General features: G+C 43.4%; 19 protein-coding genes and 1 tRNA gene. 17 read left to right on the plus strand and 3 right to left on the minus strand.

The genetic code is table 11. The features are described 5' to 3' along the window. Positions 1 to 202: 202 nt before the first annotated feature. From EFE42_RS04855 to EFE42_RS04880, 6 genes are all read left to right on the plus strand, one after another. Positions 203 to 721, plus strand: a complete 519-nt coding sequence (locus tag EFE42_RS04855; protein WP_123136188.1) for a 50S ribosomal protein L16 — start codon at positions 203 to 205, stop codon at positions 719 to 721. A 26-nt stretch (positions 722 to 747) separates the two neighbouring features. After that, the gene (locus EFE42_RS04860) at positions 748 to 1,356 is read left to right on the plus strand and encodes a translation initiation factor IF-2 subunit beta (protein WP_123136189.1); all 609 of its coding nucleotides are present in this window, start codon (positions 748 to 750) and stop codon (positions 1,354 to 1,356) included. Positions 1,357 to 1,374: 18 nt separating this feature from the next. Further along, complete coding sequence (locus EFE42_RS04865) at positions 1,375 to 2,565, plus strand: radical SAM/SPASM domain-containing protein (protein WP_123136190.1); 1,191 nt, start codon at positions 1,375 to 1,377, stop codon at positions 2,563 to 2,565. Between the two features lie 45 nt (positions 2,566 to 2,610). After that, positions 2,611 to 3,909 (plus strand): tryptophan--tRNA ligase, encoded by a 1,299-nt coding sequence (locus tag EFE42_RS04870; RefSeq protein ID WP_199724088.1) that lies wholly within the window; start codon positions 2,611 to 2,613, stop codon positions 3,907 to 3,909. A gap of 18 nt (positions 3,910 to 3,927) precedes the next feature. After that, entirely contained in the window at positions 3,928 to 5,403 is a 1,476-nt protein-coding gene (locus tag EFE42_RS04875; protein ID WP_123136192.1) for a phenylalanine--tRNA ligase subunit alpha, read from the plus strand. A gap of 822 nt (positions 5,404 to 6,225) precedes the next feature. Continuing rightward, positions 6,226 to 6,954 (plus strand): hypothetical protein, encoded by a 729-nt coding sequence (locus EFE42_RS04880; protein ID WP_233564722.1) that lies wholly within the window; start codon positions 6,226 to 6,228, stop codon positions 6,952 to 6,954. Positions 6,955 to 7,052: 98 nt separating this feature from the next. Here the strand turns inward: EFE42_RS04880 and EFE42_RS04885 are convergent, their stop codons facing one another. Genes EFE42_RS04885 through EFE42_RS04895 form a run of 3 tightly spaced genes read right to left on the minus strand, consistent with a single transcriptional unit; the run spans position 7,053 to position 9,032 of the window. Next, positions 7,053 to 7,886 carry a DUF362 domain-containing protein gene (locus tag EFE42_RS04885; protein ID WP_233564723.1) on the minus strand — a complete coding sequence of 278 codons (834 nt, stop codon included), beginning with the start codon at positions 7,884 to 7,886 and terminating at the stop codon, positions 7,053 to 7,055. Positions 7,887 to 7,897: 11 nt separating this feature from the next. Further along, the gene (locus tag EFE42_RS04890; RefSeq protein ID WP_123136193.1) at positions 7,898 to 8,467 is read right to left on the minus strand and encodes a DUF531 domain-containing protein; all 570 of its coding nucleotides are present in this window, start codon (positions 8,465 to 8,467) and stop codon (positions 7,898 to 7,900) included. 1 nt (position 8,468) lies between these two features. After that, positions 8,469 to 9,032 (minus strand): GNAT family N-acetyltransferase, encoded by a 564-nt coding sequence (locus EFE42_RS04895; RefSeq protein ID WP_123136194.1) that lies wholly within the window; start codon positions 9,030 to 9,032, stop codon positions 8,469 to 8,471. Positions 9,033 to 9,046: 14 nt separating this feature from the next. Between EFE42_RS04895 and hpt the strand changes: the two genes are divergently transcribed. From hpt to EFE42_RS04950, 11 genes are all read left to right on the plus strand, one after another. Beyond that, positions 9,047 to 9,619 (plus strand): hypoxanthine/guanine phosphoribosyltransferase, encoded by a 573-nt coding sequence (gene hpt / locus EFE42_RS04900; protein ID WP_123136195.1) that lies wholly within the window; start codon positions 9,047 to 9,049, stop codon positions 9,617 to 9,619. Next, complete coding sequence (dph2, locus tag EFE42_RS04905; RefSeq protein ID WP_123136196.1) at positions 9,606 to 10,589, plus strand: diphthamide biosynthesis enzyme Dph2; 984 nt, start codon at positions 9,606 to 9,608, stop codon at positions 10,587 to 10,589. Before hpt ends, dph2 begins: the two co-directional genes overlap by 14 nt. A gap of 3 nt (positions 10,590 to 10,592) precedes the next feature. Then, complete coding sequence (locus EFE42_RS04910; protein ID WP_123136197.1) at positions 10,593 to 11,198, plus strand: METTL5 family protein; 606 nt, start codon at positions 10,593 to 10,595, stop codon at positions 11,196 to 11,198. Continuing rightward, complete coding sequence (locus tag EFE42_RS04915) at positions 11,195 to 11,971, plus strand: exosome complex RNA-binding protein Csl4 (RefSeq protein WP_123136198.1); 777 nt, start codon at positions 11,195 to 11,197, stop codon at positions 11,969 to 11,971. The genes EFE42_RS04910 and EFE42_RS04915 overlap by 4 nt, the downstream gene beginning before the upstream one ends. A 24-nt stretch (positions 11,972 to 11,995) precedes the next feature. Continuing rightward, a complete protein-coding gene (locus EFE42_RS04920; protein WP_123136199.1) occupies positions 11,996 to 12,271 on the plus strand; it encodes a DNA-directed RNA polymerase subunit L in 276 nt (91 codons plus the stop codon). A 22-nt stretch (positions 12,272 to 12,293) separates the two neighbouring features. Beyond that, positions 12,294 to 13,454: an O-phospho-L-seryl-tRNA:Cys-tRNA synthase gene (gene pscS, locus EFE42_RS04925; RefSeq protein WP_123136200.1), complete on the plus strand. Its 1,161-nt coding sequence runs from the start codon at positions 12,294 to 12,296 to the stop codon at positions 13,452 to 13,454. Between the two features lie 66 nt (positions 13,455 to 13,520). Further along, positions 13,521 to 13,592: transfer RNA gene (locus EFE42_RS04930), tRNA-Gly, on the plus strand. A gap of 122 nt (positions 13,593 to 13,714) precedes the next feature. Beyond that, entirely contained in the window at positions 13,715 to 14,977 is a 1,263-nt protein-coding gene (locus EFE42_RS04935; RefSeq protein WP_123136201.1) for a rhodanese-like domain-containing protein, read from the plus strand. After that, on the plus strand, positions 14,974 to 15,936 hold the full coding sequence (gene egtD / locus EFE42_RS04940; protein WP_123136202.1) for an L-histidine N(alpha)-methyltransferase: 963 nt from the start codon (positions 14,974 to 14,976) through the stop codon (positions 15,934 to 15,936). The genes EFE42_RS04935 and egtD overlap by 4 nt, the downstream gene beginning before the upstream one ends. Beyond that, the gene (locus EFE42_RS04945) at positions 15,933 to 17,114 is read left to right on the plus strand and encodes an aminotransferase class V-fold PLP-dependent enzyme (protein WP_123136203.1); all 1,182 of its coding nucleotides are present in this window, start codon (positions 15,933 to 15,935) and stop codon (positions 17,112 to 17,114) included. Before egtD ends, EFE42_RS04945 begins: the two co-directional genes overlap by 4 nt. Continuing rightward, on the plus strand, positions 17,111 to 17,530 hold the full coding sequence (locus EFE42_RS04950; RefSeq protein ID WP_123136204.1) for a SufE family protein: 420 nt from the start codon (positions 17,111 to 17,113) through the stop codon (positions 17,528 to 17,530). The genes EFE42_RS04945 and EFE42_RS04950 overlap by 4 nt, the downstream gene beginning before the upstream one ends. Positions 17,531 to 17,573: the final 43 nt, after the last annotated feature.

Genomic DNA, 17,573 nt, shown 5'->3' on the forward strand with positions numbered 1-17,573 from the left:
ATATTATAATTCTGCTGCATACCCTTTACAAATACAACAGATGACCGATAAGACTTATAAACTACCAGGCAATATGGGGGGCAATATAAGATAGTACACCATCCCATCAATACATTAAAATATGTAAATCTCAATAAGAAACCAAAACTTTCGAGAATGGGATAATTCTACATCATTATCATTCCAAGGAGGCTTTTAGTCCATGACAAGAAAACCAGCAAGTATGTACAGGAACATTAAACAGCGCTCATATACACGCAGAAAGTACATGGGTGGTGTTCCGGGAAGCCAGGTAATACACTACGACATGGGAAATAAGACCGCAGATTTCCAGGTCAAGATGTCACTTATATCTGAAGAGAAATGTCAGATGAGACACACAGCTCTCGAAGCAGCAAGGATATCAGCTAACAGGCATATGATCTCCAAAGTAGGCCGTATCAGTTACCATTTCAAATTAAGAGTTTACCCCCACGAGGTCCTGAGAGAAAACAAACAGGCAACTGGCGCAGGTGCAGACCGTGTATCCAGTGGTATGAGAAAAGCATTCGGAAAAGCTGTAGGTACTGCAGCAAGGGTCTCTGCCGGGCAGAAGATATTCACTGTTTCTGTCAATAAGAAGAACTTCAAGCATGCAAAAGCTGCACTTAAAAAAGCAGGACAGAAGCTTCCAACACCAATAAGAATTGTTGTTGACGAAGGCGCAGAGCTGGTACAATAAAACCAGCTTTTGAGGAGGGAACACTTATGGAAGATTATGAATCCTTGCTTGACCGGGCAATGGAAAACCTGCCGGAAACCGAAACAACAGATGAACGTTTTGTAATTCCGGAACCCAAGATTTATTTTGAGGGAAAAACAACGGTACTGGACAATTTTGCACAGATCAGAAGTATCCTTAACCGTGATGCAGATCATCTGATGAAGTACCTCACAAGGGAACTGGGTACCGCCGGTAAGGTCGAAGGTGGCAAGGCCATATTCCAGGGGAAGTTCCCTGTCCAGGCTATCAAGTCCAACATAAATGCCTATGCTGATGAATATGTTATATGTTCAGAATGTAACAGGCCAGATACGGAACTTGTGAAGGTTGACAGAGTCCTTATGATGAAATGCGCCGCATGTGGTGCACACAGGCCTGTCAAAAAGAGAAAAGCCGCTGCACCCACTCCCGAAGCCGCTCTTGAAGAAGGGAAGGAATACGAAGTCAAGATTGATGCTGTTGGTTCCAAGGGAGACGGAATCGCCAAGATGGCAAAATTCACCATTTTCGTTCCTGGTACTGCCAGGGGCGATGTCTTAAAGATCAGGATCAAAAAGATCAGTGGAAACCTGGCCTTTGCAGAAAAGGCATAATTAAGGAGCAAAACCCCAATGTCAGGCGATGAAAAGGGCCAGGGGATCAATGTATTTTCGATTCCCGGCCTAAACATTGACCTCGAAAATTCAAACGGCTCTTTACAGTTAAATTCCCGGGGCCAGCTTAAATATGCCTGCTCACCTATCCTGAAAAAAATTAATGAAAGATTACGGAAGGAAAAACCCGTACATATGGGCACGGACAGGGTAATTGCTTCTACCTGGCTGCCTCCGATCCCCAGCGGTCCTTTCAAAAGGCTCCTGAGCGCTGAAGTACAACATGCATTGGGAAAAAGGGTTCCTGAAACTGTTTCTTTTGAGATCACACGACAATGCAAATGTAATTGCGACCATTGCATTATAAGTGGAGGAGAGGAAGATATTGACACAGAAACTGTCAAGAAGACCATAGATGATGCTCTTGATATGGGTGCATTCATAATTATTTTTACAGAAGGAGACCCTCTGCTCAGGGAAGATATTTTTGAATTGATAGAGTATGTCGACAAGGAACGTGCAATTGTCAATATGTACACGCCTGGAACAGACATGAATCCGCAGACGGCAAGAAAACTAAAGGAAGCCGGGCTCCATAATCTTCTGGTCAGTATATATTCTACCGATCCCGAAAAGCATAATGCGGTAAGGAAACTTGATGGAGCATTTGATATGGCCACAGATGCCATGAAATATGGCCTGGATGCCGGTTTATTAGTCACTATGTGCACTCATGCATCCCCGAAAAATATGGATGAACTCCCACAACTCTATGCTCTTGCAACAGAGATGGGAGTGAGCGAATTTTCAATCTGGGAAAGTGCTCCGAAAAAAAAGGGAGATCCTATTATCTCATCTGAGGACAGGGAAAAAGTCCTTGAAATGCACCATGAAGCCAATTCCACAGAAACCGGCCCCAGAATATTTACCAATAGTTATTTTGAAGGTGAAATGCTGGGTTGCATGGCGGCTCAGCGCTGGATGCATATCTGCGTGGACGGGTCGGTCAAGCCCTGCCCATATATCCCATTCAGTTTTGGGAACATCCAGGACCAACAATTAAAAGACATCTGGAAGAACATGAAGAAAGCACCCCGATTTGAATCAGGGGATGTATTCTGCCAGATGCAGATGCCACAATATCTTGAACTTGTGGATAAGATTCCAGATGGAGTTGTTCCCCCCTATCCGTTTGACAAAATCGAATAAATCATACCAATGACAAAATAAACCAGATAAATCATGAGGATATGCATGAATGTGAAACTAGATCCATGGGGCTCGTCAAATATCGACGACTATTCGAAATTGTTCGATGAGTTTGGAATACAGCGTTTTGATGAACTTCTGCCCGGGATCGAGCAACCCAGCGCTTACATGAGAAGGAAGATTATCTTTGGCCACAGGGATTATGACATGATAACCCGGGCTATGAAAGACAATGACCCGTTTGCGGTAATGAGTGGGTTCATGCCTTCCGGAAAAGTCCATCTTGGCGGTAAAATGGTCATGGACCAGATCGTCTGGCACCAGCAGATGGGCGGTGAGGCTTTTGTGGGTATTGCCGACAGGGAAGCATATTCTGTCAGGGGATTTTCCTGGGAAAAATGTAAACAGATTGGGATTGAAGAATATATCCTTAGCCTGATTGCCCTGGGATTTGAACCAGAGGGGCATATTTATTTTCAGTCCCAATCCAAAAATGTAAAGGACCTGGCCTTTGAACTGGGTGTCAAGGCAAATTTCTCGGAACTCAGCGCCATCTATGGCTTCAATGGACAGACAAATATAGCACATATGGTCAGTGCCCTCTCCCAGAGTGCGGATATCCTCCAGCCCGAACTGGAAGAATTCGGCGGACCCAAGCCTACAGTTGTTCCTGCCGGGGCCGATCAGGACCCGCACATGAGACTCACCCGGGGACTTGCCAACAAAATGAACATGTTCCTTATCGAGGAAAGGACGGATAAGAATAATGTGCCCTTTGTCAGTGTCCGAAGCAAGACCGCACCTGTTGATGCACTTGAAGAGGTTTCAGAGGCATTGCCCTGGGATACGAAACTGTTCGAGGGGCATGTGGATATCGTTGGCGTGGACGACCTGACTAAACTTAAGGAAATCACAATGGAAGTCGAAATGAATAACGGAGGATATGGATTCCTTCCACCGGCTTCGACCTATCATCGCTTTATGTCCGGTTTGCAGGGCGGCAAGATGTCAAGCAGTGTACCCGACAGCCTGATAGCCCTTACCGATGATCCGGATGATGCCGCCCGCAAGGTTAAGAAAGCAAAGACGGGCGGGCGTATGACCCTGAAAGATCAAAAAGAACTCGGGGGACAGCCCGACGAATGTTCTGTCTATGAGTTACTCGTATTCCATCTTAGCGACGACGACGGGGAACTGGCACAGATCCATTCCGAGTGTTTGGATGGCAGTCGCATGTGCGGAAGTTGCAAGATCCTAGCAGCAGAACGTATGGCAGAATTTTTGAAAGACCATCAGGAAAAAAGAGAACTGGCACGCGAGAGACTTGAAGAATACGGACTCTGATACTTAAAGGGAGATACTATGGAAGACCTCAATCTTACACTGAATGAAAAAGAAGCACTTCTCTTCCTCGAACAAAAAGGTACTGCAAGTCCCGCAGACATAGCCGATGAAACATCCCTGAAAATAGAAAATGCTACACAGGCCTCTTTTTTACTTGAAGAAAAGGGACTTGCAGAAGTTAAGGATGAAGTATCGGAAAAATATCACCTCAGTTCAGAAGGAACCGAATATGCCGAGAAGGGACTCCCTGAAAGGCAGGTGCTCAACGGGATCGATGGGCCTACTTCTATAAAGGATTTGCAGGAAATGCTTTCCCCCGGGATGGTGGGAATTGCTACAGGCTGGCTTAAGAGAAAAGGCTGGGCATCCATTGAGAAAGGAAATATCATACCCGCAGCAGATGTATCCGAAACCGCAGACGAGATTGCCCTGGCAAAACTCGGTGAGACGGCAGTCTCCCTTGAAGAAACCGGAATTGACCAGAAGGTTATGAAGGACCTGATCAAACGCAAACTGGTAGAAAAAGAAGAAACCAAAAGCCGTACTATCACAATTACAGCCGATGGGCAAAAAATCGCTGCATCCGGCCTCGAACTTACCGAAGATATCACTCAGCTGACATCCCGGATGCTCAAGAGCGGAGAATGGAAGAACAAGACGTTCCGTTCATATAATATCGACAAACCGCCAAAAAAAGTTTTTGCAGCAAAGGTCCATCCCTACCAGCGCCTGATAGACCAGATGCGCCAGATATTCCTGGAAATGGGATTCACTGAAATCAAGGGAGATATTATACAGAGCTCTTTCTGGAACTTTGATGCCCTTTTCCAGCCACAGGACCACCCTGCCCGGGAAATGCAGGATACATTCCATCTGGAATCCCGGTCACAGTTGCCGGGCGAATACGTGGAAACCGTATGTTCCATGCATGAAAAGGGCGGTGACATTGAATCCAGGGGTTGGGGCGGCAAATGGGATAGTGATGTCGCAAAACGCAACGTATTGCGCACCCACACCACTTCGGTCAGTATCAAACACCTGGCAGATAATCCCGAACCACCGGTCAAAGCTTTCTGTATAGACCGGGCCTATCGCCGGGAAACAATTGATCCCACACATACCCCGGAATTCGAGCAGCTGGAAGGTGTGGTAATGGACAGGAATATGTCTTTTGCCAATCTGCTGGGATGCCTGAAGGAATTCTATCACAGGATGGGATTCGAGAACGTCAGGTTCAGACCCGGGTACTTCCCCTATACCGAGCCCAGTGTCGAACCCGAGGTCTATATTGAGGAACTGGGTTGGGTTGAACTCGGTGGTGCCGGAATATTCAGGAAAGAAGTAACTGAGCCCCTCGGCATTAAAGAACCGGTTTTGGCATGGGGCCTTGGTGTCAGCCGTCTGGCAATGCTGAGATTGGGTTTGAAGGACCTGCGTGAATTATACCAGTCCGACATTGAGTGGTTGCGCCGGAGTCCGGTCTGCAAACTCTGATTCAAAGCAGCCGGGCCAGCAGTGACTTTCTGTGGAGAGAGATAAAACAAATGTCAATTGTCTCAGATATTTCATTGATCTTATTTAAAAAATAGATTTTAGAATTAAGTTTCTTTGCTTGGACAGAGAGTTCTATTCAGTAGATGTCTTTGAGTTTTTGCAAGATAAAGAAAATCCCCATATTACTCCAGTCGTAAGAAGAAGAAACAAGATCAAACAGATGCTTATCGGGAGAAAGACCAGAAAAGTTAGCACAGTATATCGAAGGAGATTTACTATTGAATCATCATACAGATGAGGATCATTGTAAGACCAGGAATTTCTACTAGAAACGTTACTATAAGATACTTTTTTACATTGACCTCATTCTTAATTAGAAATACATGGCTCTTGATCCAGAAAAAGCATTTTACCAGAGTAAAACAAGTTCCTCCTACTACCAATGAGGATATGTTCAGGTTCGATAAATTCATTCTCTTAATAGAGGATTGGCTTAGGAGAAAGCTGAGAATTCGAGTAGTATTGGAGTGTTTGAGGTGAATTATAATCGATTAAACACAAAAAAGGAAAAATTAGTGAACTACTGAATTTTTATGGCCATTTCATTTGTCTGTTCTTTGCAAGATTTATGGCATTGGCAGAAAGTATTTATTATGTGACATAGTTAGAACATAATGCAACATCATAACGATGTTAGTGGGGTTCAGCCAGTCTTGACGGAATAACTGAACCCCATGCCCGGAGGCATGATTATGTTGGCTTTGAGGATACTTAAAGTTTGGCTTATCTTGCCTCTGGAGAATGAAATTGAGGTAAGAAGAAATGAAGAATGGTAAAGGTATAAGAATAGGCTCACTTTTCATGGCGATGCTTATTTTGAGTATGGCTTTTGTTCCTGGTGTGATGGCACAAGCTGAAATATCAGAAAAAGATGAATATGTTAATACAATAGACATTACAGATGAAGTATCATTGTCTAAAGAAGACATTGTACAAAAATCAAAAAATATTAAAGTACTAAAAGAAACTGAATACGAAAAAATTGTATCAATCAATGCAGATGATGGGTCAGTTGCATATGCGATTTCTTGGGTAGATGACAAGAATCCTAAAAGAACTAATTTTGCATTTGTAAACAAGAGCGAGCTGAAATCTGTTAAAAAATTATCCTCGGAGCAATTCAACGATGATTTATTAGTTGCCTCCACAATCTCAGCAGCAAGATCTGAATTTTGGAATGGAAGTTATGTGGAATCATATGGAGATGCATTGACAGGCGGTGTTCATATATATTTCTCTCCTCGTGATGCATCATATGTTGCGAATGTGGGTTCCGCTTGTGCAGGAGCTTTGGCTGCTTCACTAGATGGAGTACTTCCATTTGCTGATATAATAGCTGCAGTGCTGGTTATTGCAATACAGACGGTATATTGGTCGGAACAAAATTCAGATGAGAGCCTGGATGTTAAAATACCTTATGCAGACGCACTTAGTTATCCCACATTAGGATTCGGTTATGTTAAAATAGGTTCTAATTGGTATAAGATTTAAATAAAGTAGCTTGACTGATTTTCAAATCAGCCTATTTAATTTTGGTGATACATATGAAGAACACTAAATTATGGGGTTTTTTACTTCAATCTTTTGTATTAATTGCAATGATTTTTTTCAGTATTTTTTTGCCACGATATGAAAATGTAACTTTTCTTGCTGTTTGGATCGGTTTTTTTTGTGGAAGTCTCTTTAGATATGCTAGTTACTATCGAAAAACCGGCAAATATTATTAATAGTTTGACTTTAAAATTTTTATAATTGGTAATAAGTTTACCTCTGGAGGGACCAGCCCCCTCCATTCCCACAATCGCATCAACAAGTGATAGCTGTGGAGTTACCACATTGTAAATATCGAGAATAACTTCACTGAAGACCAGAGGATCGGCCATCATATGTGCTTCCTTCCTGATGCGCAGGGGAACAGCACCGAACATATTTTTCACTGCGCAGGTCATCGTTGTGAGTTCATGGGTCTTGAGTTTGGGCAGGTTAATGATATAATCAGCATCCAATACGCTGTCACTCACATAGATCTCATCCAAACGCAGGGGGTTTTCAGGTTTTACTTTACTAAAACCTGCAGTCTGGAAATTTACAACTTCACCTCCACCATCCAGAGCAGCCTGCCTTATACCGGATTCCTCGAGCGCTTCTGCAGTTGCTCCGGCAGATGTAATACCGGCACAATCCCCTACCACCGGATGAGCACCCGCCTCCCTCACAATTTCACATACTGCACGAACAAGAGAGGGATGGGTCGTAGCTGCATCTTCTGGTTTCCGGGCAGCAAGCACATTGGGTTTAATCAAGATGCGCATACCTGCTTTGATTTCATCAAAACATCCAAGCAGGTCGATTGCCTCCCTGACTGCCTTTTTGGAGGCGGAATAATCCATACAGCGAACTAATGCTACCCGGTTATGACTCATTGTAGGAATTATCAGGAAAAGTGGTTAAAAGATTTATGGGACTTATGTTTATTACTTTTTATTCCCTCGACTATGCCCATTATATAGGCAGGGATTGCCCCCATAGCCGTGCACGTCTCACAGGAAGTACCCCCGCTACTTATATCAAGATGATTTGGGGCCTGTTTTATAATTGATTTTGGCAATCCTTTCCTGCCAAGTCCAACCAGGAAGAGGTAGGAATCATGATGCAATATTCCCTGTGCAGCATCCATAGCTGTCATTCGTTTTGATTCGTCTGCTCTGGAAGTGGTTGCAACAGGTTTGCCAAAATGTGCCAGAAAACCTTTTTTTGGAAGGTCCTGTACAAAAAAATGATGGTCCTCATTGAGCTGTTGCAGATAGGCTCCTGATTCTCCTATTGTTGTCTTTTCCACAACGTACCTCACAAGTTCATCTTTTTCCATATCAAAAGGAAAATCAAAAAGGGCAAGGCTAAAACCAAATATCTTGCAAATAGGGGCTGCCCGGGCAATGGCCCTATAATGGGCATCAAGGACCTTTATACGATCATAAGTGTTGACAATTCCAAGGGTCTGCATATTATTCTCTCCTCCATACCATCACATGTTGGCTACAATTTTCCAGATATTCACAGCATGCACAGTCATCCCACAATTCTTCCCTGGAAGGGCTGGTTACTTCAATAAAACCTGATTTCCTGAAAAAGGATGTTGCTGTGGTTCTTGCATATACTTCACTTCCCAATGAGAGGTTCAGGGCACTGGAGACCAGCAAAGCACCTATTCCTTTATTCCTGAATGAAGGGTGAACTGCAACACTATGTACCTCCTCAATGTAATCCCTTACAAATGCGACTGTGCCCACTATTTTGTCATCGACTCTTGCCAGTAGAAAGTCCCCTGTATCCAGATCTTGCCCATCGAGAAAATAGGTAGAGAGCAACGAGTCTATAGCTGCCCTATCACCCGCAGCTGCCTGACAAACTGTGATGTCCTGTGTAAGATGCATAATCTCTGAATCCTGTCCCTGAGGAGAGGGATTTTCTATAAATAGGTGTTGCAGATACCATCCGCCAATTATAAATACAAATCCATTTATTCCTGCCTTCAACCTTCCTTCGACCAGGAAGACGATTCTTCTCATTGTCGGGGTATAACATGTTAGAAATACTCAAGAAATCCCTGAAAAAAGCCCCTATTGTAAAACGTGGTAAATACCCCTATTTCATACATCCAATTACAGATGGTGTACCTGCAATCGATCCCAAACTGCTTGATGAGATCAGTGACTACATCATAGAGTACTGCGATATGAACGTTGACCGGATCCTGTCTATTGAAGCGATGGGAATTCCCCTTGCAACAGCAATCTCCCTGAAAACCGGCATCCCATTTTCTATCGTGCGCAAAAGACAATACCAATTGCCCGGTGAAATAAAGATATCCCAGAGCACCGGGTATTCTAAAGGCGAACTCTATATAAACGGTGTTGGAAAAGGAAACAGGATACTGCTTGTTGATGATGTGATCAGCACAGGAGGTACCCTGCGCTTTCTGGTAAAGGCCCTGGAAGAAAAAGGAGTTACTATAAGCGATATAATAGTAATTGTAGGCAGGGGAGACGGCGTACAGCAACTTGCAGAACAAGGAATAAAAGTCAAAACACTTGTGGATATAAATGTAAGTGAGGACGGGGTTTCAATACTGGAGGACACCGGTGAAACTAATTGAGAATTTTGACATTGACCTGGAATCCATTGTTAATATGATTATTCAGGAAAAAGCCACAAAGGTTGGTCTCCAGCTGCCCGAAGGCTTCAAACGCCAGGCAATGAAGATCGCAGGATATATAGAGGAGAATACCGATGCAGAAACTCTCATTTCAGGCAACCCCTGTTATGGGGCATGCGATCTTGATGTTCAACTTATCAAAGATACTGATATTGTATTCCACTTCGGCCATTCCAAGCTTGAACCTTTTGAAAATGTAGTTTATATTGAAGCACCTTCACATCTCGATATAAGTAATGTGGTTTTTCAGGCTGCAGACAAACTTAAAGGAAAAAGGATAGGCCTCCTTACGACTGTACAGCACGTGCATAAACTGGAAGAAGTCAGGAAAATCCTTGAAGAAAAAGGATTTGAAACCATTATCGGAGAAGGAGATGGAAGGATCGTGCATCCGGGACAGGTACTTGGCTGCAATTTTTCAGCTGCATATGACATAACCTGTGAAGAATACCTGTATATTGGCGGCGGGAAATTTCATCCGCTGGGTATAGCCCTTTCAACAGGCAAACCTGTACTCTGTGCTAATCCGTTTACCTCGTCTATCGAGTACATCGACCTCAAGCAAATCATGAAACAGCGATATGCAGCAATTGCAAAAACAATGGAAGGAAAGAGGTTCTGCATACTGGTGTCCACTAAACCCGGTCAGGAAAGAATGGAACTTGCCAGGAATATAAGGGACATTGCCAGGGAAAAAGGAAAAGAGGCATCAATTGTAACAATGGATCTCATAACACCCGACCAGCTCCTGCAATTCCAGGCGGATGCATATGTCAATACTGCATGTCCCAGGATTGCAATCGATGAGGCAGGGAGATTCCCGGCCCCCATGTTAACTCCCCCTGAATTTGAGATCGTACTGGGGATACGTGAATGGGAAGAACTGGTTTTTGATGAGATAAGGGAATGATAGATGAAACAGCGAAAACTCGAGATGTTACTGCAAAAGGTCAGGGGGTTTGATGACCCCGATCCTGCACTGGAACAATATGCCACACCCGCACCTCTTGCTGCGGAATTATTACATTTTGCATACATGAAGGGGGATCTTGAAGATACGGTTTTTGATATGGGATGTGGCACCGGGATACTGGCAATCGGTGCCGCACTGCTGGGAGCCCCGGAGGTCGTCGGATATGATAGTGACCCGGAAGCAATAAATGTTGCAAGAGAAAATGCCGTGTTGATGGATGTTGAAGTCGAATTTGTTAATTGCCCTATAGAAAAGGTAAATGGAAAAGCGAACACTGTTGTAATGAATCCCCCGTTTGGCGCCCAATGTAAGGGAAGTGACAGACCTTTCCTCTCAGCTGCCCTAAATGCAGGGAATACTATCTATTCGATTCATAACAGCGGAAGTTTTAACTTTATAAGGCAATACATAAAGCCATCAGTTATTACCGAGTGGTATACTACATCTTTCCCGCTAAAAAGAACATTTAAATTCCATAAAAAAGATGTAGAACAAATTGAGGTAGAAATATACAGAATAAGCTCCTTATCACATCATAATTATTGAAACCAAGAGGGATTATTATTAGGATACGCAACAAAAAGAAGGCCACAAGAAGGAAAATAAAAGGTTCTTCAAAGAAGGATGAAAAAGAAGAAAATCGAAATCCCAAAAACAAGGGCCAGCAAAAAGAAAAGAAAGAGGCCAAGGGGAAGAATCCTGAGAACCTGAAAAAAGAGAAGCCTCAAAAGCACCTCAAAGAAGAAGCTGAAAAGCACATTGAAGAGCAGTTTGTGCTGCCCGGTGATGTTGTTGGTACTAACGAAGAGTTTGAAGCCGGTGAAGGGACCTATACATTAAGAGGAAACATATATTCGACCAGGACAGGAAATGTTGAGGTTGACAGGAAAAAGCGTAGTGTTTCCGTGCGGGCTACATCCGAACTTCCACCTGTAATAAAAAAAGATGATATTGTAGTCGGCAATGTGGTGAATGTACGTGATTCAATGGCACTTGTACAGATAGCAGCCATAAAAGGTCATGGAGAAAGGGAAGTCAACAATCCGGGAATTGCCGCTATCCACATATCAAATATCAAGGAAGATTATGTCAAAAACATAGCCAATGAACTTGCCCTCATGGATGTTGTTAAGGCAAAGGTGATTGATACTGATAGCATGCGCCTGAGCATTGCCGCCAAGGAACTGGGAGTTATGTCCGCAATTTGTGGCAGATGTGGTGAACCCCTGGCTATTGAAGAGGGAAAACTGAAATGTCCCGCCTGTGGCAAGACTGAAAAGCGTAAACTTTCAGCTGATTATGGAACAGGAATTATCTAACACAACAGGGACAGGAGATTTATCATGGAACTGAAGATCATTGAGAAAAAGGATGATGAGATTAAAGTGGAAATAAAGGGAGAAAGCCACACCTTGCTGAACATGCTCAAGCATTTCCTGCTTGAAGATGAACATGTGGACATCGCAAGTTACGATATGCTTCACGTAAGTATCAGTGAACCTGTCTTCTATGTCAGGACTGATGGCAAAGATCCTGTGCAGGCAATCAGGGATGCAGCGGTGAAACTCACTGCAGAATGCGATGAGTTCACCGGTGTTTTCGAAAAAACCCTCGCATAAGCTGACAGGAGGTATGGGCTACATGTCGCTTGACGAAGATAAACTGAAAAAATTCGGGTTTATAGAAAGGGGACCAAAGGATGCCATTAATATTGACCCCCTGCAAACCGGCGGTATCCTGACAGAGGATGCACGTAAAGCCCTGCTTGAATGGGGAGACGGTTATTCAATCTGTGATTTCTGTGGTGGGGTCCTGGATCTTATAAAGAAGCCACCTGTATATGAATTTGTACATGAGGCCCTTCCCGAGTTCATAGGTACTGATGAGGTCAGGCTCACACATGGCGCCCGGGAATCAAAGTTTGCGGTGATGCACTCAATGGGTAAACCCGGAGACACTGTCGTACTTGATGGGCTGGCTCACTATTCCACATATATTGCCGCACAGAGAGCAGATCTTGCAATCGAGAAGGTGGAAAGCTCCGGCAACCCTGAATATTCTATTGATCCTGAAGACTACGGACAGGCTATCGAAAAGGTTACCAGCCAGAGTGGCAAACCTCCTGCCCTGGCTCTGTTGACTTATCCAGATGGCAATTACGGTAACCTGGCCGATGCAAAGAAAGTAGCAGATGTCTGTCATGAGTATGATGTGCCACTGCTTCTCAACTGCGCATATTCCGTGGGCAGGATGCCGATAGATGCAAAGAAACTGGGAGCGGATTTCATTGCAGCCAGTGGCCACAAGTCAATGGCCTCATCCGGCCCTATTGGCCTGCTCGGCGTGCAGGAGGAATACGCAGATACAGTTTTGAGGAAATCCCCCACTCATAAGAAAAAGGAAATCGAGCTATTGGGCTGTACCTCCAGGGGTGCTGGCCTGATGACAATGATCGCCTCATTCCCCCAGGTCGTGGAGCGTACCAAACACTGGGACGAGGAAGTTGCCAATGCCCGCTGGTTCTCGGAAAAAGTGGAAGAACTCGGACTTTTCCAGGTGGGACAGAAACCCCACAATCATGACCTGATGTTCTTTGAAACCCCGCCGTTCTATGAGATCTCAAAGACCGCCAAGAAAGGCAGGTATTTCCTGTACAAGGAACTCAAAAAACGAAATATCCATGGTATAAAGGGTGGCCTTACCAAATACTTCAAACTGAGTACCTACCAGGTTGGCAGGGACAATCTGTCCTATGTGGTTGACTCCTTTGAGGAGATAATCGACAAATACACTGAAGAATGAGGGGCAGAGGGCAATGCCTTCTCCCACGAAACCTTTATTATCTACAGGACCTATAGAATTTTATGAGCGGCTGTGGTTTAGTGGCTATGACCTGAGCTTCCCAAGCTTAGAACCCGGGTTCGAATCCCGGCAGCCGCATTTTATTTTGACTTAATTGCTCATAGCATGCAATTCGTGTGCACCAGGATTATCTTGCATAATGAAGATTTCTGCAAAATCAAGCCCCAATAATATATAAAGATTTGAACCAATTGTACAGTATGGGGAAAATTACAACTAAAGAGTTAGTGAAAAACTTGAACAACTACAAGGTAATTGATATAAGATCCATTGATGCCTATAATGGATGGAAAGAATGTGGAGAGATAAAAGGTGGACATATAAAAGGTGCAAAATCACTGCCTTATAAGTGGCTACACTATATTGACTGGATAGAGATTGTCAGGAATAAAGAAATTTTGCCGGAAGATTCCCTGGTAATTTATGGGTATGACCCACAGAAGGCAGAAAAAGTAGCAAAACAATTTGAAAGGGCCGGATACTCAGATATAACTGATTTCAACGATTTTTATGAATGGGCAGAAAAAGATTTGCCCATGGAGCATCTTGAAAGATATGAACATCTGGTTTCAGCAGATTGGCTTAACCAGTTGATCACAACAAATAATGCTCCGGAATACAACAATAATAAATTCGTTATCTGTCATTCTCATTACAGGAACCCCTCGGATTATGATGAAGGCCATATTCCCGGAGCAATCCCAATTGACACAAATTGCCTTGAATCTCCAGAGACATGGAATCGCCGCTCACCCGGGGAACTAAAGGATGCACTGGAAGAGGCAGGCATAGCACATGACACAACAGTCATACTTTATGGAAAATTCTCTTCACCAAATAATGATGATCCGTTCCCGGGAAGCAGCGCAGGCCATCTCGGTGCAATGAGATGTGCTTTCATCATGCTTTATGCAGGCGTGAAAGATGTGCGCATACTCAATGGCGGTCTTCAGTCATGGCTGGATTCCGGTTATGAAATAACTACAGTTCCTTCTAAAAACAAGAAAGTGTCTTTTGGAGTTGACATACCGCAAAAGCCGGAAATTGCTGTTGATCTTGAAGAAGCAAAAGAGATTCTTGCATCCCCTGACAAGAACCTGGTGAGTGTCAGAAGCTGGAGAGAACACATTGGAGAAGTAAGTGGATACAATTATATTGAAAAGAAGGGGAGGATTCCGGGAGCAATATTCGGAGATTGCGGGACAGATGCCTACCACATGGAAAACTACAGGAACCTGGACCATACCATGCGTGAATACCATGAAGTTGCATCAAACTGGAAAAAAATTGGAATTACTCCTGATAAGCGCAATGCATTTTACTGTGGAACTGGCTGGAGGGGCAGTGAAGCCTTCCTTAATGCATGGCTTATGGGCTGGGATAAAGCAGCTGTCTATGACGGCGGATGGTTTGAATGGAGCAATAATAACCTTCCTTTTGAAACCGGGGTCCCTAAACAATGATCATAGACGATTTTATGCCAAAAGTTGGAGAAAGTTCTATCAGGGAAGAGATGATAGCTTGTCTAAGAACTAATCCTAAAACACTTCCTTCCATGTTTTTCTACGACCATCATGGTTCGGAATTGTTTGAGATGATCACTAATTTAGAAGAATACTATCCTCCAAAAATTGAGATTCCATTGCTCAGGTCAACTGCCCAAAAATTGAAACGAGAATTGAAAGACTCCGATCTTGTAGAGCTGGGAAGCGGAGACTGCTCCAAAATTTCTGTATTCCTCGATGAAATACCTGAAGAGATTCGCCAGACCATAGTGTATTACCCGGTTGATGTATGCAAACAAGCTATAGAGAAATCTGCCTGTAATCTTCAGGACAGGTATCCTGAAATGAATATCCATGGGATTACTGCTGACTTCCTTGGGCACATTGAAAAAATCCCTGCAAAAAGGAGACGATTCTTCTGTTTCTTCGGAAGCACAATCGGTAATCTTACTGAAGTACAGGCAATGAAATTCATGACAGACCTTGGCAAAGTCATGAATAATAACGACAGGCTTCTTCTGGGTGTGGATATGGTAAAAGATATTGACATCATCGAAAAAGCCTATAATGATAGTCAGGGGATTACTGCGAAATTTAATAAGAACATACTGAATGTTGCAAATGATCACCTTATGACTGATTTCAATCCGGAGGAATTTGAGCATGTTGCATTCTTCAATAAAAAATATTCCCGAATCGAGATGCACCTGAAGGCAAAGAAAGACCTGGAAGTAACAAGCCCCTTCTTAAAAGATCAGATAGTATTCAAAAAAGGCGAGACCATTCACACAGAGAACTCTCATAAATATACTGTTGACGGTATCAATAAAATGGCAAATGCTGCAGGGCTTTCTGTAGAAAGCATCTTTAACGATGATAAGAAATGGTTCTCCCTTGTTGAAATGGTGAAACAATGACAGGTTTTGCAAAAGATTTCCCAATACTTGAACAAAAAGTCTATGGAAAACAATTGGTTTATCTTGATAATGCGGCAACAACCCAGAAACCAAACTCCGTGATTGATACCATATCTGATTTTTATAGGACAGATTACAGTAATATCCATAGAGGTGTGCATTACCTGAGTGAAAGGTCCAGTGAGAGGTATGAAGAAGCAAGGAAAAAGATAAGTGACTTCATCGGTGCTCGCAACCCCGGTGAAGTGACATTTACTGCCGGGACTACCGATTCCATTAATCAGGTCGCACGTTCGCTTGAACCTTCCTTAAAGGGAAATGAAGTCCTGGTAACCGGTGTGGAACACCACTCAAATATCGTTCCCTGGCAGATGGCAGGAGCGAAACCAAGGGCAATTGAGATGGATGAGGATTGTAATTTGCTGTTGGACTCTATAGATATCACAAAGAAGACAAAATTGATTGCTATAAGTCATGTCTCAAATGTTCTTGGTTCTGTAAACGATATCAAGAAGATAACTGAAATTGCAAAGGATCATGATGTCCCGGTCCTGGTGGATGCAGCCCAGTCGATACAGCATCTACCCCTTGACGTAAAAGATATCGGTTGTGACTTTTTGGCTGCTTCGGGCCACAAGATGTATGCATCAACTGGAGTAGGGGTGCTTTATACAAGCGATCGCTTCAGTGACCTCATGCCGGCAAAAGGCGGAGGAGGGATGGTTGATAAAGTAAGTCTTGAAAAAACAACATATCAAGAGCCTCCTTTAAGATATGAAGCAGGCACACCGCACATTGCAGGAGCAATAAGCATGGGTGCAGCAATTGATTACATGCAAAAAATTGGTCTGGATAAAATAGAAAAGCATGAGAGTGACGTTTATTCTTACGCAAGAGACAGACTGCTGGAAATGGATAATGTGACTGTTTACGGAAATACTGACCGGATGTGCGGATCAATCTCCTTTAATATGGACCAGATCCACCATTATGATGCAGGCCTGATAATGGATAAGATGGGAGTAGCTGTGAGGACAGGGCATCATTGTGCCCAACCATTGATGAAATCCTTCGCAATAGAAGGTACAGTACGAGCAAGTTTTGCATTGTATAATACAAAAGAAGATGTGGACAGGCTTATTGAAGGGATTGAAAAAGTAGAGATGATGTACACGTGACAGATGCTATCCAGGATGAAATAATAAGGGAATTTGATGGTCTTGAATGGCTTGACAAGTATGGCCTACTTATCGCTTCGGCCAAAAAACTTGAACCCATGGATGAAGATTCCAGAACCGACGAAAATTCAATCAGCGGATGCCAATCCAAGGTCTGGATTCAAAGTTATAAGAGAGATGGCAAACTGAACTTTAATCTCGATAGTGATGCCATGATAACCAAAGGGATTATGGCCCTTTTACTCAGGGTCGTAAACAATCGGTATCCTCAGGAGATTGCAAATATTAATCTTTACTTTATTGAAGAAATCGGATTGAAATCAAATCTCTCACCCGCCAGATCGAATGGACTGGAGTCGATCATCAAGAGGATAAAAGAAATCGCTAAGAATGAGGCTCTGAAGGATAATGTTTGATAAGATAAATAATCCGGACAGTATTCCCAAACTTAGAAACCGG

It is taken from the genome of Methanohalophilus sp. RSK (assembly GCF_003722075.1).
Taxonomy (GTDB): Archaea; Halobacteriota; Methanosarcinia; order Methanosarcinales; family Methanosarcinaceae; genus Methanohalophilus.

Coding starts and splice junctions, on each gene's coding strand:
- EFE42_RS04855 (WP_123136188.1), top strand. CDS start 203: ATGACAAGAAAACCAGCAAGTATGTACAGGAACATTAAACAGCGCTCA.
- EFE42_RS04860 (WP_123136189.1), top strand. CDS start 748: ATGGAAGATTATGAATCCTTGCTTGACCGGGCAATGGAAAACCTGCCG.
- EFE42_RS04865 (WP_123136190.1), top strand. CDS start 1,375: ATGTCAGGCGATGAAAAGGGCCAGGGGATCAATGTATTTTCGATTCCC.
- EFE42_RS04870 (WP_199724088.1), top strand. CDS start 2,611: ATGAATGTGAAACTAGATCCATGGGGCTCGTCAAATATCGACGACTAT.
- EFE42_RS04875 (WP_123136192.1), top strand. CDS start 3,928: ATGGAAGACCTCAATCTTACACTGAATGAAAAAGAAGCACTTCTCTTC.
- EFE42_RS04880 (WP_233564722.1), top strand. CDS start 6,226: ATGAAGAATGGTAAAGGTATAAGAATAGGCTCACTTTTCATGGCGATG.
- EFE42_RS04885 (WP_233564723.1), bottom strand. CDS start 7,886: ATGAGTCATAACCGGGTAGCATTAGTTCGCTGTATGGATTATTCCGCC.
- EFE42_RS04890 (WP_123136193.1), bottom strand. CDS start 8,467: ATGCAGACCCTTGGAATTGTCAACACTTATGATCGTATAAAGGTCCTT.
- EFE42_RS04895 (WP_123136194.1), bottom strand. CDS start 9,032: ATGAGAAGAATCGTCTTCCTGGTCGAAGGAAGGTTGAAGGCAGGAATA.
- hpt (WP_123136195.1), top strand. CDS start 9,047: ATGTTAGAAATACTCAAGAAATCCCTGAAAAAAGCCCCTATTGTAAAA.
- EFE42_RS04910 (WP_123136197.1), top strand. CDS start 10,593: ATGAAACAGCGAAAACTCGAGATGTTACTGCAAAAGGTCAGGGGGTTT.
- EFE42_RS04920 (WP_123136199.1), top strand. CDS start 11,996: ATGGAACTGAAGATCATTGAGAAAAAGGATGATGAGATTAAAGTGGAA.
- pscS (WP_123136200.1), top strand. CDS start 12,294: ATGTCGCTTGACGAAGATAAACTGAAAAAATTCGGGTTTATAGAAAGG.
- EFE42_RS04935 (WP_123136201.1), top strand. CDS start 13,715: ATGGGGAAAATTACAACTAAAGAGTTAGTGAAAAACTTGAACAACTAC.
- egtD (WP_123136202.1), top strand. CDS start 14,974: ATGATCATAGACGATTTTATGCCAAAAGTTGGAGAAAGTTCTATCAGG.
- EFE42_RS04945 (WP_123136203.1), top strand. CDS start 15,933: ATGACAGGTTTTGCAAAAGATTTCCCAATACTTGAACAAAAAGTCTAT.